General features: G+C 33.8%; 23 protein-coding genes and 3 pseudogenes. All 26 read right to left on the bottom strand.

The window, feature by feature from the left end; all coding sequences use genetic code 11:
- Window positions 1-95 precede the first annotated feature (95 nt).
- Window positions 96-623, bottom strand: coding sequence for a phosphoribosyltransferase family protein (locus K5J94_RS03130; RefSeq protein WP_002294507.1), 528 nt, complete (start codon window positions 621-623; stop codon window positions 96-98).
- Window positions 624-666: 43 nt separating this feature from the next.
- Window positions 667-1,530, bottom strand: coding sequence for an aminoglycoside nucleotidyltransferase ANT(6)-Ia (locus tag K5J94_RS03125; RefSeq protein WP_002294505.1), 864 nt, complete (start codon window positions 1,528-1,530; stop codon window positions 667-669).
- Between the two features lie 32 nt (window positions 1,531-1,562).
- Window positions 1,563-2,297: a class I SAM-dependent methyltransferase gene (locus tag K5J94_RS03120; protein ID WP_000662263.1), complete on the bottom strand. Its 735-nt coding sequence runs from the start codon at window positions 2,295-2,297 to the stop codon at window positions 1,563-1,565.
- The gene (locus K5J94_RS03115; protein WP_000228166.1) at window positions 2,278-3,147 is read right to left on the bottom strand and encodes a nucleotidyltransferase domain-containing protein; all 870 of its coding nucleotides are present in this window, start codon (window positions 3,145-3,147) and stop codon (window positions 2,278-2,280) included. The genes K5J94_RS03120 and K5J94_RS03115 overlap by 20 nt, the downstream gene beginning before the upstream one ends.
- A 102-nt stretch (window positions 3,148-3,249) precedes the next feature.
- A complete protein-coding gene (locus tag K5J94_RS03110) occupies window positions 3,250-3,495 on the bottom strand; it encodes a single-stranded DNA-binding protein (RefSeq protein WP_000567888.1) in 246 nt (81 codons plus the stop codon).
- 35 nt (window positions 3,496-3,530) lie between these two features.
- Window positions 3,531-4,196: pseudogene (locus K5J94_RS03105) on the bottom strand (IS1182-like element IS1182 family transposase); the annotation flags it as partial.
- A 162-nt stretch (window positions 4,197-4,358) separates the two neighbouring features.
- Window positions 4,359-4,619: pseudogene (locus K5J94_RS03100) on the bottom strand (topoisomerase DNA-binding C4 zinc finger domain-containing protein); the annotation flags it as partial.
- Window positions 4,620-4,788: 169 nt separating this feature from the next.
- Window positions 4,789-5,526, bottom strand: coding sequence for a 23S rRNA (adenine(2058)-N(6))-methyltransferase Erm(B) (gene erm(B), locus K5J94_RS03095; RefSeq protein WP_010725603.1), 738 nt, complete (start codon window positions 5,524-5,526; stop codon window positions 4,789-4,791).
- Between the two features lie 124 nt (window positions 5,527-5,650).
- A complete protein-coding gene (locus K5J94_RS03090) occupies window positions 5,651-5,734 on the bottom strand; it encodes a 23S rRNA methyltransferase attenuation leader peptide (protein ID WP_001814874.1) in 84 nt (27 codons plus the stop codon).
- 48 nt (window positions 5,735-5,782) lie between these two features.
- Window positions 5,783-5,952, bottom strand: a pseudogene (locus tag K5J94_RS09720) (MLS leader peptide).
- A 191-nt stretch (window positions 5,953-6,143) separates the two neighbouring features.
- Window positions 6,144-8,288, bottom strand: a complete 2,145-nt coding sequence (locus tag K5J94_RS03080) for a type IA DNA topoisomerase (protein WP_000108743.1) — start codon at window positions 8,286-8,288, stop codon at window positions 6,144-6,146.
- Window positions 8,288-8,905, bottom strand: coding sequence for a recombinase family protein (locus K5J94_RS03075; RefSeq protein WP_001062587.1), 618 nt, complete (start codon window positions 8,903-8,905; stop codon window positions 8,288-8,290). The genes K5J94_RS03080 and K5J94_RS03075 overlap by 1 nt, the downstream gene beginning before the upstream one ends.
- Window positions 8,906-8,918: 13 nt before the next feature.
- On the bottom strand, window positions 8,919-9,089 hold the full coding sequence (locus tag K5J94_RS03070) for a hypothetical protein (RefSeq protein ID WP_000713595.1): 171 nt from the start codon (window positions 9,087-9,089) through the stop codon (window positions 8,919-8,921).
- Window positions 9,090-9,194: 105 nt separating this feature from the next.
- Window positions 9,195-9,992, bottom strand: a complete 798-nt coding sequence (locus tag K5J94_RS03065) for a hypothetical protein (RefSeq protein WP_015695726.1) — start codon at window positions 9,990-9,992, stop codon at window positions 9,195-9,197.
- 35 nt (window positions 9,993-10,027) lie between these two features.
- The gene (locus K5J94_RS03060; RefSeq protein ID WP_015695727.1) at window positions 10,028-11,656 is read right to left on the bottom strand and encodes a helical hairpin domain-containing protein; all 1,629 of its coding nucleotides are present in this window, start codon (window positions 11,654-11,656) and stop codon (window positions 10,028-10,030) included.
- Window positions 11,628-12,002, bottom strand: coding sequence for a plasmid mobilization protein (locus tag K5J94_RS03055; protein WP_015695728.1), 375 nt, complete (start codon window positions 12,000-12,002; stop codon window positions 11,628-11,630). Before K5J94_RS03055 ends, K5J94_RS03060 begins: the two co-directional genes overlap by 29 nt.
- Before the next feature lie 306 nt (window positions 12,003-12,308).
- Window positions 12,309-12,608: a hypothetical protein gene (locus tag K5J94_RS03050; protein WP_015695729.1), complete on the bottom strand. Its 300-nt coding sequence runs from the start codon at window positions 12,606-12,608 to the stop codon at window positions 12,309-12,311.
- Window positions 12,609-12,665: 57 nt separating this feature from the next.
- A complete protein-coding gene (locus K5J94_RS03045; protein WP_221913500.1) occupies window positions 12,666-17,303 on the bottom strand; it encodes a PBECR4 domain-containing protein in 4,638 nt (1,545 codons plus the stop codon).
- A gap of 13 nt (window positions 17,304-17,316) precedes the next feature.
- Window positions 17,317-17,673: a hypothetical protein gene (locus K5J94_RS03040; protein ID WP_015695731.1), complete on the bottom strand. Its 357-nt coding sequence runs from the start codon at window positions 17,671-17,673 to the stop codon at window positions 17,317-17,319.
- Window positions 17,674-17,721: 48 nt separating this feature from the next.
- Window positions 17,722-19,458 carry a DNA topoisomerase gene (locus K5J94_RS03035; protein ID WP_015695732.1) on the bottom strand — a complete coding sequence of 579 codons (1,737 nt, stop codon included), beginning with the start codon at window positions 19,456-19,458 and terminating at the stop codon, window positions 17,722-17,724.
- 58 nt (window positions 19,459-19,516) lie between these two features.
- The gene (locus K5J94_RS03030; protein WP_015695733.1) at window positions 19,517-19,660 is read right to left on the bottom strand and encodes a hypothetical protein; all 144 of its coding nucleotides are present in this window, start codon (window positions 19,658-19,660) and stop codon (window positions 19,517-19,519) included.
- A gap of 35 nt (window positions 19,661-19,695) precedes the next feature.
- The gene (locus K5J94_RS03025) at window positions 19,696-21,762 is read right to left on the bottom strand and encodes a VirD4-like conjugal transfer protein, CD1115 family (RefSeq protein ID WP_117479888.1); all 2,067 of its coding nucleotides are present in this window, start codon (window positions 21,760-21,762) and stop codon (window positions 19,696-19,698) included.
- Window positions 21,762-22,253 (bottom strand): DUF3801 domain-containing protein, encoded by a 492-nt coding sequence (locus K5J94_RS03020; RefSeq protein ID WP_161513842.1) that lies wholly within the window; start codon window positions 22,251-22,253, stop codon window positions 21,762-21,764. The genes K5J94_RS03025 and K5J94_RS03020 overlap by 1 nt, the downstream gene beginning before the upstream one ends.
- An 11-nt stretch (window positions 22,254-22,264) precedes the next feature.
- Window positions 22,265-23,074: a hypothetical protein gene (locus K5J94_RS03015; RefSeq protein ID WP_142426136.1), complete on the bottom strand. Its 810-nt coding sequence runs from the start codon at window positions 23,072-23,074 to the stop codon at window positions 22,265-22,267.
- Window positions 23,074-23,349, bottom strand: a complete 276-nt coding sequence (locus K5J94_RS03010; RefSeq protein WP_001006384.1) for a hypothetical protein — start codon at window positions 23,347-23,349, stop codon at window positions 23,074-23,076. The genes K5J94_RS03015 and K5J94_RS03010 overlap by 1 nt, the downstream gene beginning before the upstream one ends.
- A 15-nt stretch (window positions 23,350-23,364) precedes the next feature.
- Window positions 23,365-23,751, bottom strand: coding sequence for a single-stranded DNA-binding protein (locus K5J94_RS03005; RefSeq protein ID WP_000934359.1), 387 nt, complete (start codon window positions 23,749-23,751; stop codon window positions 23,365-23,367).
- Between the last annotated feature and the right edge of the window lie 3 nt (window positions 23,752-23,754).

The following is a 23,754-nucleotide window of genomic DNA, read 5'->3' as shown; positions in this document are numbered from 1 at the left end:
GCCTCTTAAAATTTATAAAAAAAGAGTAAACATCTTTCGTTGTATTGTAAATTAACGCCATCCAAAATTTTGATTCAAGATTTTCTTTCGGTTTATTATATGTTTGAGCCAATATAAGCTACAAAACTGCTGTCTATCCATTTTTGAGTAACCTCATTTATATCAATCCCAATAGTAGCCAACCCAATAATGCTGCAATCCAATTTCTCTAACAAAGCTATTAAAGCCTTCATTTGAGAACCTGTCTCTATCCAATCATCTACAATCAAAACTCTTTTGTTCCTCACAATAGAACTCTTAGATATTTCAAAGCTTTTATCTTGACCTGAATAGTCGGTAAAATGTGTCGAAATAATCTCTTCTTTTGCGTATGGCAGCTTATCACCTTTTCTTACTCCAATAAACCCCACTCCAAGTTCTTTGGCTATGGCAGTGCCTAGTATCCATCCAATTGCTTCTGGGGCAGCCACATAATCTACTTTATTTTGAAAATCCAATGATAGTACTTTTACAATTTTATCAAAAACGGTTTTATGTGTAAAAATAGTTAGTAAATCATATTTTCCAATTGAGTTACGAGGTAATATACCTCTAATTTCATTTATAACATCAGTACTTTCCATACATTTACACCCCTTGCTTATGGTTAATAATCTTTGCTAATCTTTAAAAATAGTCATTTTCAACATATTTTTTATACATGTCCTCGGTATATCTTGTTATGTTCTTACCATACTCTGGATAATCAAACCCCAGTAGTTCTGCTACCTCTTTGGACACTTCCCTGAACAATTGGTGGCATATAAATAATGACTTCCAAATATTTTCATAGGAATCCATGCGATATGTAGATAATAATCTATTCCATAGATCTTCATCAATGTATTTGTTAATATACTTATAATTTTTCCCAACACTTAATGAAAATTCTGTCTTTATCCCAACCTTCCACGACATCATCCTAAGTAGTTCAAACCGTAGAATCTGGTTCAGATGATCGATTGCAAACAGTATCTCTTTGCGGCACAATCCTTTAATAACATAAGGTGTTACATTCCAAAATTCATTGCAGCAATCATCATACTCCCTTGCGCTTGGCTTTCTTACATGATAATCTATATCAGTCGGAACTATGTCCCTTTTAATTCTACAATCTTTATCAATTAGAACCTTTATTAATTTATCGCCCTTTAGGTAATTATCTAACTCTTCCAAGGGCAATAAGGTAAGATCAATTTTATTGTAATCATCAAATAGCATAAGATAGGAAAATCCCTTTTCTTCAGGTGGGAATAATTCCATATCCTCCGGCTTTTGCATCATTATTATATTCCCAAATTGATTAAGCCAGTCATCATTAGATATAAACGGTTCTATATCACTTACAAAATATGTAATATCATAATCCTGAAATTCATCTTTAGGTATATTAATATTTGCGCGTGACCCCTCAAGGGTCACAATTCGAATACGTTCATCCTGTTCTGCTAAAGAAAGTACTAAATCCATCATTTCTTTTTCTGATCTCATTTACATACTCCTCGTTTATTTTTTCTATATTATTACATCTTCTTTTTTGCCGATACAATCAGCATCATTGGGCGTCGCATTTCATCCGCCATCCCCGGAATATCCATCATGTTCTCTGGCGGCTGTGGCTCCACAATCTGATTTATTATAAAACTATTTGAAAGCAGTGTATTTAGATATGTGGTCAGTGTTCTATGATATTTTGTAACCTTTTCTTCCAAAAACATAGCTGTCCGTTTGCCCTCATAATAATAATTGTCCACCGGGAAATGCAGTATTTCTCCTTTTTCGTTATAATACCAGTCTTGTGTTCCATGAGCAGTAAAAACAGGATGTTCAACTGTAAAAACTAAATTGCCACCAGCCTTCAGCATCCTATATATCTTTTTTATTAAATTCTCATAGTCTGCTACATAATGAAACGCAAGCGAACTTAGTATTACATCAAAGCTCTCCTCTGGGAAATCCACATCTTCTATGGCACAGCATTCATATTCAATCTGTGGAAAATGGGTTTTTCCTTTTGCTACTTCGAGCATTTTATGAGAAATATCAACACCTACTACAGAGGAAGCACCGTTTTCCATCGCATATATACAGTGCCATCCATAGCCGCATCCTAAATCAAGCACACGCTTACCCTTAAAATCAGGTAGCATCTTTTTCAAAGTCTCCCATTCTCCCGCACCAGCCAGTCCTTTCTGCGAGCGACTCATTTGACTGTATTTTTGAAAAAATATATTATCATCATATTTGTTTTCTTTCATCTGAACTCTCCTCGTTTAAAAAGTTATTTATCTCCGATACAATTTCATTCACTTCATTATAAAGCTTCTCGGTCATGTCGTAGCATTCAAAAAGTGAGATACCGAGTACTTCAAAAATATGATTTACCTTCTCGGTATATTTTTCAGGTTTATGTTCAAAAGTTTCAAGCAGTTTTATAGCTTTCTTTTCGTTGATACAATAAGCATTATTACATGCAAATAACACTTGATTTAAACATGAAACTATACGAAAAACATGACCCGCAATATAATATTTATCGTCTGTTCCCGAATTTGCTTTTACAAACATTAAAGAGAACCCTGCTTCAAACATAAAAAAGTTAACTAAACTTTTCTGCAAAGCATTGGGATAAGTTTCTGCCTGTTTTTTTAATTCGCATAAGCTTTCATTCTTAGCATATAGTATTTTGCTAATCGCTAATTCTCCTCGATACATTGCACTAATATAACCATGGGGATGCCCAGTCTGATAATTGGCAGTAACAATTCCGTGCTCTGTATCTTTCATTATTTGTTCCACACGTTTAATATCACGTAAAATTAAATCCACATGATACCCGTTTATGACTAACCATCCGCCGCCATTAATCCAATCACCCCATGCTCCGGGAGGTACAACAAGGTTATTTCTATGCTCATCATCCAGCTTTGTAGCGAATTGATTAATAGTATTTATGTCAAATGATTCTGAATTGTAATAGATGCCGATATCTATATCCGAATCCTCTGTATGGGTGCCCCTTGCACGTGAACCACCTAAAACAATACCTTCTATATAAGACAGAGAGGATAATTTCTCTGCTACTGATTTAATAATATTATCTACCATCAAGCATGCTCCTTTTATCGATTCACTGCTGTAAAAATTCCAAGCCAAATCTTTTGCTTTTACTCAACATATTTATAATTTTTTTAATTTCACAAAAGATAGTTAAAACTTATCAATTGTCTTTTTATACCTCTGCTGATTAGATGAAGTCTTTTCAATAGCCTTTAAATTACCATTCATTTTGCTAACATGGTTTAAAAATAACGTTCCAAGCAGAAGTCGATCCTTTCTGGGTATCCTATTCCCCACATATCCCTTGAATAAATCTTTAACAAGAAAAACTTCGCCATCATTTAGATTTTCAGTTTCTCTAATAGCTTCTTCCAATAGCTCATTTACATCAATCATGTTGTCCACTCCTTATTAATAATGGGTCAGCCCCCTTCTACTGTTTCGGTTTGGTCAATCGCTTCAATTAATTGATTTTCCTTTTCTTCCAAAGATTGACGAATCCTTTCAATCTCTTCTATAGAAAGTTCATCCTTTAAATCATCTATTAACTCAGGTAAGATTTTTGTTTCCACCATTTGTTGGTAGTTTTCAAGGGCTTTTTGATCAAGGCTATCCTTATACTTTAAAATACTTTTTTTCCAAACGAAAGAGTATTTATTCGCATCCGCTTCAATTTTTGTACCATCAATGTATAGAGCACTGCCACTGATTAAGCCACTTTGAACCAGTAGCTCACGAAATTGAACAAATGAATGATCTAGAATATCGTTCATAATCGGATGAACGCGAAAACGATTAATAGTACGAAAGTTAGGGAATTGCTCTTGAGATAAGTAGCGCATCCGAATACTATCTATCAGCATATTTTGTATTTGGCGGCCCGAATAAACCCCTTGAATATAGGCACAAAGAATAATGGAAAGTAGCATACGAGGATGATATTGGGGTCTACCCATAGATTGATAATAAGGAAGAAAGACTTCATCGGGAATAGAGTCAACAAACTGCACAATGGCATGAGCAAAATCATTTTCTTCTAATTTAATTTCAAGATCTATAGGCAAACAAAGTTGGTTTATGGTATAATTTTGATACATGATAAAGCACCTCTCTCAAATGGATTAATCACCTATATTATAGCAGAGTGTGCTTTATTTTTGTATTCACTTTCAAAAGATAAATAGAGGTCTTTCCACTACTATCTAAATGGAAAGACCTCTATTTTTCATATAGGAGCTACTTTTGGGTCAGCCCCATGTTTATTTTGAAAAAGAGATAAAATCAATATATCCCTTTTCCCCAATTTTTACAACGGCATTGTAGGGCTTTTTCTCTTTGTTTTTGATTCCTTTTACCAGGGTTTCTTTTCCCTCCAGTAATTCTTTTACATTCGTTTTGGTTAGTTTTTTCTTTCTAAAATGTTCAGCTAAAGTAAACTTACATTCAGGATAATTTGAACAACCATAAAACGATTTTTTTAATACAATATTGTTGCCACACTTAGGACATTTTCCTACAAGGGGTCCCGAGCGCTTAGTGGGAATTTGTACCCCTTATCGATACAAATTCCCCGTAGGCGCTAGGGACCTCTTTAGCTTCTTGGAAGCTGTCAGTAGTATATCTAATAATTTATCTCCATTCCCTTTAGTAACGTGTAACTTTCCAAATTTAAAAAAGCGACTCATAGAATTATTTCCTCCCGTTAAATAATAGATAACTATTAAAAATAGACAATACTTGCTCATAAGTAACGGTACTTAAATTGTTTACTTTGGCGTGTTTCATTGCTTGATGAAACTGATTTTTAGTAAACAGTTGACGATATTCTCGATTGACCCATTTTGAAACAAAGTACGTATATAGCTTCCAATATTTATCTGGAACATCTGTGGTATGGCGGGTAAGTTTTATTAAGACACTGTTTACTTTTGGTTTAGGATGAAAGCATTCCGCTGGCAGCTTAAGCAATTGCTGAATCGAGACTTGAGTGTGCAAGAGCAACCCTAGTGTTCGGTGAATATCCAAGGTACGCTTGTAGAATCCTTCTTCAACAATCAGATAGATGTCAGACGCACGGCTTTCAAAAACCACTTTTTTAATAATTTGTGTGCTTAAATGGTAAGGAATACTCCCAACAATTTTATACCTCTGTTTGTTAGGGAATTGAAACTGTAGAATATCTTGGTGAATTAAAGTGACACGAGTGTTCAGTTTTAATTTTTCTGACGATAAGTTGAATAGATGACTGTCTAATTCAATAGACGTTACCTGTTTACTTATTTTAGCCAGTTTCGTCGTTAAATGCCCTTTACCTGTTCCAATTTCGTAAACGGTATCGGTTTCTTTTAAATTCAATTGTTTTATTATTTGGTTGAGTACTTTTTCACTCGTTAAAAAGTTTTGAGAATATTTTATATTTTTGTTCATGTAATCACTCCTGAAGTGATTACATCTGTAAATAAATACAGAAGTTAAACGATTTGTTTGTAATTTTAGTTATCTGTTTAAAAAGTCATAAGATTAGTCACTGGTAGGAATTAATCTAACGTATTTATTTATCTGCGTAATCACTGTTTTTAGTCTGTTTCAAAACAGTAGATGTTTTATCTACATTACGCATTTGGAATACCAACATGACGAATCCCTCCTTCTTAATTACAAATTTTTAGCATCTAATTTAACTTCAATTCCTATTATACACAAAATTTTAAGATACTGCACTATCAACACACTCTTAAGTTTGCTTCTAAGTCTTATTTCCATAACTTCTTTTACGTTTCCGCCATTCTTTGCTGTTTCGATTTTTATGATATGGTGCAAGTCAGCACGAACACGAACCGTCTTATCTCCCATTATATCTTTTTTTGCACTGATTGGTGTATCATTTCGTTTTTCTTTTTGTGCGCCTAAATTTCCCACAATCACTCACTTCTTTCTATTTCTTCTTATTCTTATTTTATCATCAACAATCACAAATCACTTGTGATTTGTGATAAGTGATTTGTGATTAATATATAAAAGCCCTCTTTAAAGGGCTTTTATGTTTATTTTGAGAAAGATATAAAATCAATATATCCCTTTTCCCCAATTTTTACAACGGCATTGTAGGGCTTTTTCTCTTTGTTTTTGATTCCTTTTACCAGGGTTTCTTTTCCCTCCAGTAATTCTTTTACATTCGTTTTGGTTAGTTTTTTCTTTCTAAAATGTTCAGCTAAAGTAAACTTACATTCAGGATAATTTGAACAACCATAAAACGATTTTTTTAATACAATATTGTTGCCACACTTAGGACATTTTCCTACAATACTTTTTTCTGCTTCTTTTTCTTTCTGTTCCTGGTAATCAGAAAAATTTAGTTTTTCTATATCGTTAGGTACAGCTTCCAGTAAATGAACAATGAATTTTTTGATATTCGTAATAAAGTTCTCTTGATTGCCTTCTCTTTTACCGATTTTTTTTAAATACGTTTCCCATTTAGCCGTCATTTCAGCACTCGTTAAAAGGTGCTGACTTTCAACTGCCTGGCACAATAATTTTCCTTTTTCAGTTACAACAAGCTTATTCTTAATCACTTGGATATATTCTTTTTGTTTTAACGCTTCAATAATACTTGCTCTTGTCGCTTCTGTTCCAATCCCCTCAACTTCTTGTAAAATCTTGATTGCTTCTTCATCATCAACCGTTTTATTCGCCGTTTTCATAGCAGTTAATAATGTACCCTCTGTAAAAGCTTTTGGCGGTTGCGTTTCTTTTTCAACACTCTTAACACCAACTTCGGCACGTTCGCCAATGATAACGAGTGGTAACGTTTGAACGTCCTCTTTTTCTTCTTTGGTTTGTTGTTTGAAAAGAATTTTCCACCCTTCTTGCTTTGGTGTCTTTCCGATCGATTGAAACAGCAAATCAGCTACTTTCGTTTGTATCTTGGTTTCTTCATACAAGTAATCAGGTAAAAACATGGCAACGGTCGTTTTAACGACTAAAGCATAAATTTTTCGTTGTAAATCGTCCATTTTCGCTAATGCAGATTCGGTAGGTACTTGTTTTGTTGGGATAATGGCGTGGTGTTCCTGTACCTTACTACCGTCCACATAACGCTTTCTAGGCTCTGTTTGAACCATTTCAAGATCAAGTCCTAAAAAACCGCTATATTTGCCAAAATTCGCTTTTAAATAAGCAAATTCGTTCTCTGTAATAAATGGTGTATCTGTTCTTGGATAACTCAATAATTTTGCTTCATACAGTCCTTGCATAGCTTTTAAAGTTTGGCTCGCTGTCGCTTTATAAAGCTGATTGACTTTTGATTGCAAACTACTTAAAGAAAACAAACTCGGACTATTCGTTTTCTTCTCTTTGGTTTGAACATCAGCAATTATCCCCTCTTGATTGCCTATTTTAGCTTGTTTAGAAGAAACAAAAGCTAAAAGCTCCTCTTGGGTTTTAAAACGCTGTGTGGGGCTTAGAACGCCCTTAAACGACCCTTGGTTTACTTTTATACTAGCTTCCACCTCGAAAAAAGGTTCTTTTTTAAAATTCTCTATGGCTTCCTGGCGCTGAAAAATAAGGTATAAGGTGGGCGTTTGAACACGTCCTAGTGAAAATGTACCTTGTACGCCCTTCTGTTGTAAATTTAACGTATACAAAGGGCTTGCGTTCATGCCGATCAACCAATCGGCAATTTGGCGTGTTTGCGCTTCTTGATAAAAGGGATAGTAATTCATTCCAGGTTGCAAATTTTGAAAACCGCTTCGGATTACATCTTTTTCTAAGCTATTGATCCATAGTCTTTTAAATGTTTTATCTTTTGAAAAGGCATTTGCTTTATGGATAATCGACCAGGCGATATTTTCACCTTCTCTGTCGCTATCTGTTGCAACAATAATTGTATTTGCCTTTTTGAGAAGTTCTGCAACAATTTTAAACTGCTTTCCCTTATCTTTTGCAACTTCAAAATCGTATCGATCAGGAAAAATCGGCAAAGATTCAAGTTTCCAATTTTGCCACTTTTCGTCATAATGACCTGGTTCTGCTAATTCCACTAAATGCCCAAAACCAAAGGTGATAAACGTTTCATCTGTAAATAGTGGGTCTTTGATCTCAAAATAACCGTCTTTTTTGGTGCTTTGTTTTAAAGCACTTGCGTAGGCTAATGCCTGGCTTGGTTTTTCAGCTAAAATAACCGTACTCATTAACTATCCCTCTTTTCATTGTTTTTTCTTTGATCGACTGTCACGTTATATCTTGCTCGATACCTTCTAAACGTTCGGCGATTGATTCCAGTTTGTTCTTCAACTTCTTTATCGGATAAACCATTCAAAAACAAATCGAAAGCATGCTTTAAACGTGGATCATTTTCTTTAAATTTATGCTGACGACCTTTGAATTTGCCTTTTTTCTTAGCAATTTCGATTCCTTGTGCCTGACGTTCCTTAATTTTTTTTCGTTCTGATTCTGCTTGATACTTGTACAATTCAATGACAAGGCTATTAATCAAACGCCTTAAATTTTCATCTTCAATACCATTCATTGAGGGTAAATTTAAGACTTCCAGGGTTGCCCCCTTAATTTGAATTTGATTCATCAATTCTGTTAATTCTTTATTATTTCGTCCTAATCGATCTAATTCAGTAACAATAACAATATCCCCTTCACGAATATAGTTAAGCATAGCTTGTAATTGTGGGCGTTCGACCGATTGACCGCTTAATTTGTCTGAAAAGACCTTAGAAACGCCCTGTAACGCTTGTAATTGCCGATCTAAGTTCTGTTCTTTGCTACTGACACGTGCATAACCAATTTTAGCCATTTTCAACCAACCTCTAAAATTCTCTCGGTTGCAATAACCAATCAGCAATATCTACTTTTTCAATTTCAAATTGCTTATCAGAAATTGTCTTTTCGTAAGCGATAAAATCTTGCGCATATTGTTGCTCATTAAAAATAGCCACCACTTCGTCATTTTCTAAAACTCGATAAATAAATTTTTTCATTTTACTCCTCCTATTATGCCCAACTTAAATGACCTATTCACCAAGTCAATTATACTGCTAAAATCATATTAGGACAAATAGGTATACTTAAATGTCCTTTTTGTTTTACAAATGCAATGCACTCACAAAACCAATTCTTACAAAATAATATGAAAATCCATCCTTGTACGGATATGGAGCTGGCGCTAATGTTTCTCCAAGAACTTGAAAATCTAGAAGCACACCAAGCTCTTTTTTATTTCTTCGAAACATATCATTATAAGATAGCTTTAATTCTATCCGAATAAGATTTTGACTAGTATTTTCATCTTTTAAAAACAAATAATTAGGAAAATTGATGATGACATCTGCTTTTTCATCAACCAAAATATCTCCCATAGACAATGGCAGATTTGAAGCAATATAAAGTTTGCTATCATCATCCCAGCTTACTTCTTCGATTTTTACACTATCCAGTGAGACATCAACTGCTTCTCCTCTTCCCTTATTTTTAAAAAGTACATGAAAAGAAGTCATACATTTCATTTGTTCTTCAGAAATTCTTTCTTTTTGCCCTCTTAAAGGATCATCATTAAAATACCATACTGGAAAACGAACACTTAATTCTCGATTTACAATAAAATCGGAATATTCATTCTCTACTGAAGCAAGTTTTATGATTGGTTTATATTTAATTGCGTCATCCGCTTCTGATTGTTTAGTCTGATAATTCAGAGTCATAACAACACCAACCAAGGTAATAATACCACCTAACAATGAACCATAATAAGAAAGTAAGTCACCTGCTCCCCACTCAGCAGTAAATAATGGAGCTAAATACACTTTAAAGGAAAGGTTGATAAAGATAGGAACAATAACAACTAAGATAACACTTACAAGTATAATAATTTTTTTGTTTTTCATATTTATATATTATAACCTTTTTCCTGAAGTAAGCATCATAATTTCTTACTATTTTTATGTGCCATTTCCTCACGCTCTTCTTTCATCTCTTTTGCAAAGTCATAATCTTTTACAATTTTATCTCTGTGCTTTTTGAGTGTATCACGTTCAATCTGAAGTTCTTTAATTTCTTTTTGCAAGTCTTCTAGTTTTGTATTCTTATCAATTTTACCTTTTTCAAGAAGTTCAAGACTTACTTCTGAAGGAACTATATTATTTTGATAATCTGATAAAGCACCCATAAGTTTATTAAGATAAGTCATCTTTTCATCCAAGAACTCTAAAGTCTTATCGGTTTCATCCAATTGTTCCAAAAATTGATTTTGTAATTCTTCAAATTGTTTTGAATTGGTAACTTTGTTAATTGCCAAAAAGTTAAATTCATCAACTAATCTATCTAAATTTGTAATATTTTTGTTTTTAGTCAAAATCATTTCACCATTTTGAGCAGATAGTTGCTTGATTAAAGTTGTTCCGTTAATAAAACGATTTTGTTCAGAATGGTCAGCATTCAAAAAGTAAAAGAAATCATTCTTTTTAACAAAAGCTGTAAATGTTCCATCTTCATTTTGGTCAAGCATTCTTGCTGGAATAGAAACCGTTCCTTTTCGATCTAAGCCGAAAGTAATTGGAACATAAATAGATTGACTAGTAAGTTGCTGCACTTGCCAAGGTTCAATTGTGATTTGCAACTCAAAATCATCTTGTTTATTTTCCTGTTCTTCATCATATTTTTCCTTTATGACGTTTAAATCATAAACAACTTCGTTTGTCGCAATTTGTTCTTTGATTTTTTCAAGTGAGAACTTACCTTTTTTAGATAATGTACGATCACGAACAAAACGCTCTTGTGGTTGATCCATTAACATATATTTAACGTACTTACCACTCGTATCAATTCGCAAGTTTAAAGCTTTTGCTTTTTGTAAAAAGTCATTCATATCTAACGAGTGCTTTAACAAAAAGTTCAACCGTTCTTTAATCTCAAAACGATAATTATTTTTTCTTCTCCATGCAGCATATTCTGTGTGGGAATTTCTAAGCCTTGGTTCTAAAACTTTCGCACCATAAAGCTCAGCATACTTATTTGAAATTTGAAATAAGTTACGAGCTGTATTTATTTGCCAACGAAATTTTTTTAACGTAACTTCGTTAGTTGTGTTAAAAATGATATGGTTATGTAAATGACCTTTGTCCATATGTGTGGCAACTACAAATTGATAATCACCACCAGTTAATTCTAAAGCTGTCTTTCTTCCAATCTCATTAACTTGTTCAGGTATTAAACCATCTTGCGGAGAAAACGATTGAATGATATGATGCGCTAAAACTCTATCGTCATTTTTTAAATCTGATAAGGTATCATTATTGTATAAAACATCAACTGACTCTTTCAATAAAATAAAATCTTCATAAATCGTTTGTGGATCAGATATATCTGTCAAATCATGACCAGAGACTAATCGTTTCATCACTTGACCATTAACAATTTCAAAAGAATAATCTTCATCACCTTCTAAATGTTCTGTATCTAATTTCAAAGTTGCATTGTCACGTGTGATATAATCAATTGCACGTTTTAAATTGCGACTTGTTTTAATCTGAAGAACCTTCGTCACTACCATTTAATTTTGCATGTCCTTTCGTTTTAAATTCATCAAAAAGCATTTTCTTCATGTCATCAATCTCAGCTTGCAAAGCTTTAAAAAGTTCATTATCAATCTCATCAAAAGTGTTAACATAGCGAACTAACTGATTGACATTTTGACCAATGCGATTAACTTCTATTCTTAATTTTTGCAATTCTGAATAATCATAGGTTACTATTTTTCCATTTTGCAACATCTCTAAAGCATATGCTTGAAACGTTTTTTTGTTGGCGTGAGAAAAGCGTTGACGAATTTTATTAGCTTCATCTTTAGTAGCTCTTAATTTAAATTCAACTGAACGTTTTCGTTTTTTATCTGGCATGTCCTGATTCCCTTTCTAAAAATACGATAAAATGTAGGGCTTTGCCACCCCTCAGAGAAAGGACTACTTTTACTCTGGCAAGATTAGCAAGTGGTACCCCACTTGCAAAAATAAAAAGCAAAAAAGCCTATTTGTAGGGCACCCCACAAACAGACTTTTGACTTTTTATACTTTGAGGAAATCCCCAATCCCCTATTTGGCACTTCGTGCATTTTTCAAAAATGACAATTTTTGATAACTGCATTTTGATAAAATGCAACAATAGAAAAACTGACAATTTTCAAATTGTCAGCATTCTTTCTTATGTCATTTTTCGTTTTTTTGGCTTGGTTCCCAAGAAAAAACTTCTGTTTTTATCTTTTGATAATTGTCTTCCGATAATTCTTCCAGTGTAGCAATGCTAACTGAAAGCTCATCGAGATACTCATTATTATCTTCTGTAGACAATTCTTCAAAATCAGATTTTAACATATCCAATAAATCATCTTTTGATTTTTGGATAATATCAATATTAACTGTTTTAACTCCTTTGAGCCATTCACTCATATCAAAATAATAGCTCATTAATAACTTTTCAGTTGTCATCATCATTTCTTCTGTTATCATAACTTATTTCTCCTTCCACTTTTAAAGTCAATCCTTTTTTATGCGACCTACGCTGCGTTACTGCTTCATAGGTCGATTGACTTTTTTTGATTGTTCTTCTTTAGCGGATGCTGTTTGAACAGTTTCACCTTTTGCTTTTTGTAAACTTTGATAAAATGGATTAGCTGTTTTTTCTAATTCACGTTTTTGATTTTCGTTTAATTTTTCATCTTTTGAAACCGTGAGATTTTGATATTTTGCTAAATGCTTATCAATACGTTTCATGAGAGAACTTGCTTCTTCTTGAACAATTTCAAGCTGTGCTTTTAGATTTTCTAGTCCATCTGGTTCTTGTGACCAAGAAGCAAGATAGGCAAATGAGTCATTACTTGTATCAAAACCTAAATGATTAGATACAACATAAGCAATTGACTCAGCTTGTAATTCTTTTGAAGAACGTGTCAATTTACCTTCAAAACGTTCCGTTAAACTCTTCTTATTGTGTAATTCAGAATGTGCCATTTCATGAATTAGGGTTGAAAGAGTTTGTTCGTAAGTCATCCCTTTTTTAATTGTGATTTCATTTGTTTTAGGACTGTAAGAACCATCTGATTTTTCAAGTTCTCTAAAACGAATTGGAATACCATTTTCTTTTTGAGAAATATCCCTTAATGAGCGGTAAACATTTTGATAATACTCTTTAGTAATTTGGCTAGGAATGACTTCACCCATTTTAGGTAAATTCAATTCTTTACCTTTTACAGGTGATACTTGACTAATATCAAAAACAGGAACAGGTTTAAAGTAGGTAAGAGTTTCTTTTTCTCCCGTTTCAGAATTAATAATAGGGTTGCCATCAACATCCTTTTTAATTACTGTGATTGGTGCTTGAACATAAAGAGCTTTTTCACCTTTATTAACATGACCGTTTCGCTTCTTCCACTCATTAAAAGAGGCAACCATACTAGCTTTAGGTAATTGAGCTTTTATTAACCTAATGTTTCTTGCTGAATAATTGTTGAAGTGTGACATTCCTTCAAGGTAGTTCTTATAGTTGTCACTATCAAAATAATCTTTAATTCCTTCTTGTAAATGTTGATTGAGTGCTGCTGTATTTTTAGCTTTAATCATTTCTGATAATGTTAAGTCACGTTTAGTCATTTCTTCTTTTCGACTGTCTGGTGTATCTGATGGATTAGTGGCATCCGTACCACTTGCTTTTTCAACACTATCTAAAATACCATCTCCATCTGTATCTGGACTGTATGGATTAGTACCTAACGCAATTTCTTCATCATCTGTTAGACCATCTCCATCTGAATCTTTCACTTTTTTATTTTCTTCTTGAATTTTTTTGAGCCACACTTCTCTATAAAAATCTGAATTTTCATCAAGCAGATTATCTGCTCTTGCAGCCTTAACAATAACATCAAAATTATTGTCATATCTTTCAGCGTATTCAAAGTATTTGTCCCAGGCAGGATACAGGTTTTCTGAAATATTTTTTCTGTTGTCTTTTCCGACTCGTGCACCAACATTGTAGACGGCATCTAAGACTTTTGAAAAATCTTCAGCTGTCAATTCTCTTTCAGCTACCTTAACAGCTTTTTCAGGTGCTAGCTCTTGTTCAAGAAATTTGTAAATTTCTTCATTTCTTTCCAAACCATCACCTACATCAAGACGTTCTTGTTGTACTACTTTATTATCTTGAATTTTATTAAAGTAGAATTTATAATAGCCTTCACCTTCACCATTTAAACTTGCTAGATACAAACGATAATCATAATCTTTAATGCGTTCAAGTAATTCTTCTGTCAGACCAGCACCTGTAAGACTAGGGATTTCTACATTACCTGATAAATTAGTTTCATTAAATTCAATAACCCATTCAGCTTTTGGGATTGTATTTGATAAGTCTTCAAGTTGTCCATTTTTAACAATTGATAACATTTTTTCACCACCATCTTTGATAACTTCTTCATTAACAGATAAGACTTTAAACTCTCCGTCTTTTTCACCGATAATACCTAAAACATCTTTGTTATTTGCCATCGACAATTCAGATTCTAGCTTATTAGTAACTTTCATTAATGAAGCTGGAAGATACTCACCATCAACATTTCTAAAAGCAATTAAAACATCCTTGTCTTCAGTACGAATAGCTTTTGCTAAATCAAGTCGCTTCATGCGTTCAACTTCTGATAAATCATCAAAAATAAAACTATTTGAGTCAACAACTGCTTTGAAGTCAGGTAATACTTGGATTTTACTGAAGGTTGCACCTCGATTGGCAATCATAATATTTTGATAATCACCTTTACCAGATGCTAAATCATCTAACGTTTTACTTGCGCTTTGGTCATCATCGATAGCAAAAATACCAACTAGATGTGGATATTGTTCTGCTTTAAAAGTTACATTTAAAGCTTCTAGATTGTCATTGTTCTTATAAAAATAAGTTACATTACTATTAGCCAATTCGTTTTTATACCAATTTGCATTTTCTTGAATTTGAGCTGCATAACGGTTTAATTTATTTAACTCTTTCTTATTAACAGGATGATAACCAGTCTTATAAATTGACTTTTCAGGTGCTGAAATGGTAAAATGAAGCAAAGGTTGAGACTGAGTTTGGGTCGGTGACGACTCATTCAAAGAGTGCTCCTCATGAGCACTAGGTAGAGGTGCTGCCTCCTGACTTTGCTCAGGTAAATCCCCGATTGGGTTCTCAACCTTTTTTTGGTGCTCAAAATTAGCTTTTTCTGTCTCTTGAAGTATTTCAGGAGCTTTTTCTTTTGCTGAAGATAAGCCATATTGAGCTACAATTGTATTAAATTGTTCATCATAGTGATCAATGACCTTGTCCCAAGTTTCATCAACTGCAGTCTTTAAATTCTTCAAAAATAGTACTTTTTTATCAAAAGTCCAATCTTGTTCAGCTAAATAATCTTCAATGCTATCAGTATCAATTGGATTACCATCGAATGAAAGATACCCTGTAACACCATCAGCGGACGACTCCTCAACATAAAGATGAATATTATTTTGATTATACTCAATATCTTTTAGATGATAATGAAAATTGATAAACGCTTCATCAGGTGCGTTTAGGTTTTCTAGTTCTTCATCGTGCCATAAATAGTAAGTTTCACCATCAGTAATATCTGCAATCATTCCATCAAGTGCACGTTGACGTAATTCTTCTCCTTCTTTTTGACTTTCTCCAAAATCATAAATACCTCCACCTTTAAGAACGAACTCACCTTTTTGGGGTTCAACTGCTTGTGTGGTAGCTAAAAACGCATTGACGTCTTTTTGAGTGTATAAATGATTTGTGACTTGATTATCCTTAACCCAATTTTCAAGATTACCTAACTCATCTTCAATATCAAAGTCATTCCCCCAGTCTTCACCATAAGCTAGATAGCCAAGTGATTGTCCATTCTTCATGACTTCAAGTGTCCAAGGTGCTGCAACGTCCGCTAGATTTTCTACCTCTTCGTTGCTATGAATAGCTAATGAAAGACTGTAGCCCTGGTTTAAATAGACTTCATTCATATAAATAACGTCAACAGCTTGAGTTCCTACTAAATCACTTTCTTGAGATAGTTGCTCCTGAATATCATCAATATCCCAAGTTTCGTCAACTGTATTGGTTTTAGGCTTAACTTCCTGTTTAAGAAAATCATTCCAATCCATTTTCTTTTGAGCTGCTTGACGTGGTGGTAAATCTGGTATTACAGGAATACCTTCCTCTTGCAACCCTTTAACAAAATTTTGACCAGCTTCATCATTATCAACCGCTAAAGTAATCATATCTGGATGCTCTTGTAAAAGGTTTGTAGTCTTATTTAAAGCATCTAAAGCTCCTCTTATTTGCTCGCTAGACATAGTTTGTGGGTACTTGCCATCAGTCAACATATCAGCGACATAACGACTAATAACACTCTTTTTAAGCCCATCCATGGCTACTAATTTGACATCCTGAAGTTCATCTTTATGTAATTCATAATAAGACATTAGATCAATTGGAGCTTCAGCAAAGACTAAACGTTTTGGATTTCCAATATCTAAGCTAAAGCCTGCAGTCCCATCTGAGTTCTTCATAATCTGTTTAAGGCGTCCACGTTCGGGGTGCTGAACACGATTTTCAACAATTCCTTGAAGACTTGCACCAATCATTTTACCATCGTTATCACAGCTTTTAAAAACAATAACAGGTTCAAAATAATCACCTTTTTTATGAGTAGCTGTCGCTAAATTTCCTGATGCTAAAAATGTATCAATCGTTTCATCAGACAAACCACGTTCTTCTTTCAAATATTGTCTTCCAATATTAAAATCAGAATGTTCATAGCGTTCTAGATAATACTCAAATGGCTCTTTAACAGGTGGTTGTACCGTTACATTCTCAAATTGACCAGTTTCAAGAAAAGCTGCAGCTTCCTTAAAGCTTGGTTTTTGACCTGTTAATTCTTCTCGTACCACTTGAACCAAGTCAATAGTATTTGATCCAAGACTTCTTGACCACCATCTAAAACTATTAGTATTAGGATAAATATGAAAACTATCATGTTCTTCCCAATAATAAGCACCGCTCGAACCTAGTTTTAATTTCATTCCTAAGGATTCAGCAACTGCTACAATATCCATACTAACTAGTTTTTGTTTTCGTACTTCAAAGCGTTGAGAAAGTAATTCCTGCATGTTTGCCATAAATAAAACCTCACTATCTTAAAGATTCACGAATAAATTTTTTAGTTTCTTTAATCATCAACTTCACTTCATTTTTGGTATATGTTCCATCAGTGAATTTAGGACTAATTTCTTTACGTGTTTCAGTACCGTAAAAAGTATCGTAATAACTAATATTTATTTCACCATTGGTAAATACTCGAACATAAATCTGTTCATTAGACAAGTAAAGCTTGATTTTACTTCCTAAGCCAGAATAGCGTGCAACTGAAAATTTTGTAGATGATTTTCGTAAACGATCGCCTTCTTGACTAATTCTCAACAAATAGCGCTCTAATTCTTGAATAAATAAGCGTTTTGTATCAGCTCTAGATAATTTTTCTTCTTCCATATTTTTTACCTCAATATAAATGCTACTATTTACATAAAATAGTAGCATTTATAATTGTTTTCCTTTTTCAATTTGTTTAGTGATAGCCCATTTTATTTTGTTGACGAAGGCTTCTTTTTGAATTTTTCCTTGTCCGATTTGAGCTAATACTTCTTCCCATTTTCCTGTTGTTTCAGGATTAGTATAAGCAATCTCAAGTTGATCAAGATAATGAATTAATAGTTTTCCTCTTTCAGTTGGGAAAAACTGTCCTGTCTTTTTGTTTTTAGTGACATAACCTTTGTCCTGAATTAAATCAATCATCCCATCACGAGTTGCTGATGTACCTAAATTGTATTTTGGTAGCAATTTCTTTAGTAGAATTTGCTCGGTAATTCGTGTTGGTGGCTTGGTCATTTCTTCTAAGAGTTTGCATTCAATGGTAATAGTTTGTCCTTCCTGGTAATCGGGTAACTCTTTATCTTCTTTTTTAACCGCTAAATAGTTACGCCAACCTTTATCTTTTGTTACAGCTCCAGTTGCTTTAAATTCAAGTCCTTGATTATCAAGAATAACGCTGGTTGATTGATAACGATAATCAGGCGTAAACATCAATAAAGTCCTAAAAACCACCTTCTGATAAATAAGTTTTTCATCATTGCTTAACTCACTCAAATCAGGAATAGTTTCAGTTGGAATAATGGCATAGTGTTCTAACACTTTCTTATCATTCACGTAGTTTTTCCTTGGTGAACGATTAGGGGTTTCTAAGTGCTTATTGATTGCCTTTTGATAATCTTCAATATGTTCAACAAGATAAGCAAATTCATTGGTTGTAATCAAAGTTGAATCGGTACGTGGATAAGAAAGATAGCCTTTTTGATAGAGACTTTGGACCAATTCTTTCGTTTTAGTGGCATCAAAATGATATAGTTTACTCATTTCAGACTGAAAATTGGTTAAGTTATAAAGCTCAGGCGCTTCTTGCACTTTTTCTTCACTCGTAACCGTTTTGACAACTGCTATATTAGCTAACTGTTGTAGCATCTGTTCTGCTTCAGCTTTTGATTGATATTTAATATCGTTGCCAAATGTAACTTTGGCTTCAGGATCAATCAGTTTTAGCTGCCAATAAGGACTTGGTTTAAAGTTTTCAATGGCTTCATCATTTCTAACGACTAGACTAACAATAGGGGTTTGAACACGTCCAACTGACATCGAATGTTCTTTTTTATCCAAGTAACCCTCTTCTTTCATTTTGATGGTTACAAAAGGACTTAAATTGAAACCAACCAGCCAATCAGCATCACCTCTTGCATCGGCTTCATGAAAATAGTTGATTGAGTCTTTTGGATTTTTAAGTTTTGAAAAAGCTTGTTCTAAACCTTTTTTCGTTAAAGAGTTTGCCCACAAGCGATATTTAATTTTTCTTAGTGCACCTGGGATTAATTCTAAAATTCGATAAGCAATGGCTTCTCCTTCACGGTCAGGGTCTGTTCCAATAATAATGGCATCAACTTCTTTAACAGATTGTTTGATAGCCTTAAATCGTTTAGCAGTATCTTTTTTAGGCTCATAAGCAAATCCATCTGGTAAAGCTGGAAGATTAGCCATCTCCCAATTTTCAAAGTTAGTATATGGATTAATACGTTCTACTAAATGACCAACGGCAGGAGCAACAATCACTTCAGCATTCAATACAGATGATTGAACACGCCAAACACCTTTATCTTTTTTAGGGTTTCCTAAAGCGTTCGCATACTTTTTAGCCTGGTCAGGCTTTTCTGCTAAAAGTAAATATTTCATCCATTTTTCACTTCCCTTCACAATAATAAAAGCTACACCGTTCGTTTATCGATGTAGCTTATTTTTTATCTGATAAGTTTAATAGTAACTGTTCAAGTTTAGTAACCAAAGGATCGTTTGGATGCTCCTTTAGATAGTTTAACAATTCATCTTCTGAAATTCCAAGCGTTTTAATAAATGGACTCTGTTTTAATGTTGCCATATAACCCTCCTGGAACTATTATACTTTATTACAGGCTAAACTTCACCATAATACTCACCATCTTCTTCATCTTCTGTTGGGAGTTCAAAGATTTCACCAGTCGCAAAATCCACTGCTTTGATTTCACTTTCTTGTGTCTGAGATTGGCTTTCTACGCTCATTTCAGGCAATTGAACAGGTACTTGTTCATAAACGGGCTCTTCTATGACGTGTGCACTTACTTTATCAGATTTTTCTGATGCAGCTTCAGTTGGTTTTGAAGTATCAATTTCATTGTCCTGGACAAATTGGTCATAGTCTTTCATATCTGGATACCAGATATTTTTAGGGTCAATTTTTCCATCGCGTGCATTATTAAAAAGTTCTGGATCTTCAACCATAAAACGAATGTAATTATACCATTTTCCATCATTTGGATTATTAGATAATTCGTCTTTCATTGGATGGTCTGTCACCATCGCTTTTTTATCACGAAAAACGTTTTGTTTTGAAATAAATACCAGGGCTTCATCTACGCCGATACGTGCAATTTCATCAGGTGTCATCAAATCACGTTGATGGGCTTGCGTACTTGTAGATCCTGATACACGTTGACCACGTTGTTCAGAATAGCTTTTTTGAGTAATAGTTTGTTTACCAGCCCGCATCGAGAAGTAACGCATGGTGTCTTCATCGTTAGTCCCCAAAAATAATAAAGTTGCACAATTATTGACCATAGATTTTCTTGCTTTATCACCATAAATCGTATCAAGCTGACTAATCGCTTGAATGATGATTTTAACAGACATTTCACGACTACGAATAGATGCTAAAACTTCATTGAAATGAGGGATTTTACCAATGTTCGCAAATTCATCAAAAATAAATTGAACATGCACCAAATCATCAGCTGTGTAACCATCTTTCTTTCCTTGAATAATAGCATCGGCGTTGTGTGTTAATTGGTCAAACATGACTGTAAACAAAGTAGATGCTAGGAAACTGTAAGCTTTATTAGTTTCTGAAATGGCAACAAAAACTGCTGTCTTTTCAGTGTTCCAGGTATCCATCTCCATAGTGTCAGCCATAATCAAATTGGTGACAGCTTGGTGATCGAAGATCGAATATTGTGTAGCAACAATCGCTAGCACACTAGTTCTTGTTTCAGCTTCAAAGTTGCTGTTAAACAAGTCCCATTGACGACAAGCATAATTTCCAGGCATGGCTTTTTCGAGGTTTGCAAACATCTTTTCAACTGGACTTGGTTCTTTTTCATTTGGACGTTTCATGTTACGAAGTAATTCAGAGACCATTGATAGGTTAGGGGTGTAATTTTGAACCTGACTATCAAAATAGAGATAACCAATCAATGCACGATTAAGTAGAAGTTTTGCTTGATTCCAGAAATCTTCACCTTCACGATCACCTTTTTTACTTCCTTCAACGATTGCTTCTGTGATACGGTCAATATCTAGTTCTGATTTCATGTAGTGAAAAGGATTGAACATATCTGATTTAGTGAGGTTAACTAAATCAAATACTTTAACCTGGTAGCCATGTTCTTCAAGCATCTTACCAGTTTCACGAACTAAAAGTCCTTTGGGGTCGGTAACAATAAAGCTTGAATTCATTTGCATTAAATTTGGTTTAACATAAGTAAATGTTTTACCATCACCAGGAAGCCCAACAACAAGAACGTTTTTGTTAAGTTGCCATTGAAATGGAAGGTTCTTATTAAATAAGCCCATCTGAGCATTCTTTGTGAAAATCATATTATTAGTTGGTTCTGAGTCCTTAAAGCCAGATAATTCTTGAGCAGTCGCAAACCTTGCTGAACCTGCTTCTTCACCATGACGAAGAGTTTCAGCAGGTTTAATTTTTAAATAGAACATCATGCCAATAAATAAGCCAACCATTGCCGCTAAAATAGCAAACGGACTAAAATCAGGGTAAAAATATGGTGGCTCAACATATTTTTCCAGGACATAGGTATATTGACTAAATAAATTGCTCATATCTGGTTTGGGAGCTATGCTATATAATGCATAAGCTCTGTGAGTTAAAAAAGCTAAAACCAGACTAATGATTAGATAAGGGATAAGAGGTTTCTTTTGAAGTTTCATCAGATACTCTTTCCTTTCTTCTTAGTTTTAACAGTATCAAGTTTTTCCTTAGTTGCTTTCTTGATTTTGTTAATCTGTTCTTTTGGAGTCAACTCTTTTTCTGATTTCATATACTTTTCTTTGGCTTTTTTAGGGTCATTAATGATTTCATTAAGGGTATGGCTTAAAGCATCCGCAATAACTCCCCTATTAGGTGCTTCAAACCAAACTTGTTTTGTACCATCACCTAGGTCTTTAAAAGCAAAGCGAACGCCAGATTTTTTCAATTCATCCGTAAACTTTCTAAGGTTTACATCTGCTTCTAAAAAATCAATATGATCTTTCGTCAAAGATGACTGATTTAATTTTTTAAAGGATTGTTGACCGATTTGCTTTTGTTCATCATAAGCTTTATATAGTTGTTGCGCTGCATATGCCAAAAATTGAAACAATTGTTTACCTGTTTCAAGAGTGACACGTGCACCTCTATCAAAAATTTGTTCTTGATCCATCTTTCTCCCCCTTATGGATAAGCAGTTAGTTTAGGAGCTTTTGAGACTAAATAGCCATATTTAGCTTCTTTGTTTTGTTTTACGGTTAGTGTCAAACGTTTGTTAGCGGTTGAATTATCGTCATAGCGACAATTAATAACATAGGTTAAAGTCGTTACTTTTTTAGTCATCACTTCTTTTTCTAACAAAACACTAACTGTTGTTGCTTTGTCAGTATCAAACTGTTTTAAATCAAGCGAATTAGAAATAAAATCCTCACGAGCTGATGAGTTTGCAAAATAATTGCTGATGAAATAGCGACAAAAAACATCAGCTCCTTGATCAATGGTAGTTTGAGTTTGTTCCACTTTAGGTTTATCTTCAACTTTATTGTTGTAGTGATTAGTAAGAGAAATCGCTAAACTAAAAATTGAAAATAATAATGCTATCACTACCCAAAAGCGATTAGAAGACTTGGGAGTTGTTTTAACAGATGGCTTTGATTTGCTCATATTTTCGTTTGCGGTTGATAATTCATGTTTTTTCTTTTGAACTCTTTGAGTTTTTTCTTGCTTAGCCCCACGGCTGAAGAAGAATTTCTTGGTCTTTTTTAGTCCAAAGTCACCTAAAAGCTCTTTAACGTCTTGTTCCCCAGAAGATGGAATAGTGAGTTCCATTGACTCTAGCAGCTCTTCATTTTTATCAAGATGAAAAAGTTGAAAAGTGGCTGTTGTATTTAGCTGCAAGCAACGATTTTCTTCACCTTCCAAGAAAAATTCTAACTCTTCTCGATTTTGAAAATCGCGCTGTTGACCATTACTTAGGTTTGTAATGCGAAACATTACGCATCACCCCCAAGTTTATCCTTGTTATCAGCTAAAAAGGCTTCTAAGTCCGATAGACTCATACCGTATTCTTTGAGAATTTCTTGTTGGCGTTTAGCTTCAAGTTCTTTAATATCAGCTTCCAACTGTTTAATTTTCTTTTGAGCAGCTTCAAGGGATGCTTTCGCTTTATTAAGTTGTTTCAACTTATCTTTTAAGCGATCACTTGTTGATTTTTGACGGCGTGCTGATTTTGAAGTGTGTTGTTCTGTTCCAAAAGTAGTTTCATTCATTTTCTTTTCTCCCTTTTATAGTGATAAATTATCTAAGCTATCATTAACAATTGTTTTCTCTTTAACAGGATAATCACCTTGATTTTGATTAACGGCAACAATATACCATTTATCAACTTGAACTTCAGTTACTTTATGAGTAACTTCTTTTTTATCTTTATAAGTTCTAGTTTGTAGTCGTCCTGTTACCTGAAGAGTGTCACCTTTGGCTGTTAACGTGTTAAAGCTTTCAGCAGGTGCTCCCCACAAGACACAGTCAATAAAGTCAGCTGGATAAGAACCATCTTCTGTTTTATAGTCTCTACTTGAAGCAAGTGTAAAAGAAATAACCGAACGGTCGTTGACTTTTCTTAACTCTGTATTTTTAGTCAGACGTCCTGTAATAATACTTTGATTTAACATTGC

The sequence above is a fragment of the Streptococcus halichoeri genome, from assembly GCF_019774635.1.
GTDB lineage: Bacteria > Bacillota > Bacilli > Lactobacillales > Streptococcaceae > Streptococcus > Streptococcus halichoeri.
Note: the sequence above shows the minus strand (reverse complement) of the source record. Positions and strands in the feature narration are given on the sequence as shown.

Coding starts and splice junctions, on each gene's coding strand:
- K5J94_RS03080 (WP_000108743.1), bottom strand. CDS start 8,288: ATGAGTACGGTTATTTTAGCTGAAAAACCAAGCCAGGCATTAGCCTAC.
- K5J94_RS03005 (WP_000934359.1), bottom strand. CDS start 23,751: ATGTTAAATCAAAGTATTATTACAGGACGTCTGACTAAAAATACAGAG.
- K5J94_RS03040 (WP_015695731.1), bottom strand. CDS start 17,673: ATGGAAGAAGAAAAATTATCTAGAGCTGATACAAAACGCTTATTTATT.
- K5J94_RS03120 (WP_000662263.1), bottom strand. CDS start 2,297: ATGAAAGAAAACAAATATGATGATAATATATTTTTTCAAAAATACAGT.
- K5J94_RS03025 (WP_117479888.1), bottom strand. CDS start 21,762: ATGAAACTTCAAAAGAAACCTCTTATCCCTTATCTAATCATTAGTCTG.
- K5J94_RS03045 (WP_221913500.1), bottom strand. CDS start 17,303: ATGGCAAACATGCAGGAATTACTTTCTCAACGCTTTGAAGTACGAAAA.
- K5J94_RS03110 (WP_000567888.1), bottom strand. CDS start 3,495: ATGATTGATGTAAATGAGCTATTGGAAGAAGCTATTAGAGAAACTGAA.
- K5J94_RS03060 (WP_015695727.1), bottom strand. CDS start 11,656: ATGGTAGTGACGAAGGTTCTTCAGATTAAAACAAGTCGCAATTTAAAA.
- K5J94_RS03015 (WP_142426136.1), bottom strand. CDS start 23,074: ATGTTTCGCATTACAAACCTAAGTAATGGTCAACAGCGCGATTTTCAA.
- K5J94_RS03020 (WP_161513842.1), bottom strand. CDS start 22,253: ATGGATCAAGAACAAATTTTTGATAGAGGTGCACGTGTCACTCTTGAA.
- K5J94_RS03010 (WP_001006384.1), bottom strand. CDS start 23,349: ATGAATGAAACTACTTTTGGAACAGAACAACACACTTCAAAATCAGCA.
- K5J94_RS03030 (WP_015695733.1), bottom strand. CDS start 19,660: ATGGCAACATTAAAACAGAGTCCATTTATTAAAACGCTTGGAATTTCA.
- K5J94_RS03125 (WP_002294505.1), bottom strand. CDS start 1,530: ATGAGATCAGAAAAAGAAATGATGGATTTAGTACTTTCTTTAGCAGAA.
- K5J94_RS03050 (WP_015695729.1), bottom strand. CDS start 12,608: ATGATAACAGAAGAAATGATGATGACAACTGAAAAGTTATTAATGAGC.
- K5J94_RS03130 (WP_002294507.1), bottom strand. CDS start 623: ATGGAAAGTACTGATGTTATAAATGAAATTAGAGGTATATTACCTCGT.
- K5J94_RS03035 (WP_015695732.1), bottom strand. CDS start 19,458: ATGAAATATTTACTTTTAGCAGAAAAGCCTGACCAGGCTAAAAAGTAT.
- K5J94_RS03065 (WP_015695726.1), bottom strand. CDS start 9,992: ATGAAAAACAAAAAAATTATTATACTTGTAAGTGTTATCTTAGTTGTT.
- K5J94_RS03090 (WP_001814874.1), bottom strand. CDS start 5,734: ATGTTGGTATTCCAAATGCGTAATGTAGATAAAACATCTACTGTTTTG.
- K5J94_RS03115 (WP_000228166.1), bottom strand. CDS start 3,147: ATGGTAGATAATATTATTAAATCAGTAGCAGAGAAATTATCCTCTCTG.
- K5J94_RS03070 (WP_000713595.1), bottom strand. CDS start 9,089: ATGAAAAAATTTATTTATCGAGTTTTAGAAAATGACGAAGTGGTGGCT.
- K5J94_RS03075 (WP_001062587.1), bottom strand. CDS start 8,905: ATGGCTAAAATTGGTTATGCACGTGTCAGTAGCAAAGAACAGAACTTA.
- K5J94_RS03055 (WP_015695728.1), bottom strand. CDS start 12,002: ATGCCAGATAAAAAACGAAAACGTTCAGTTGAATTTAAATTAAGAGCT.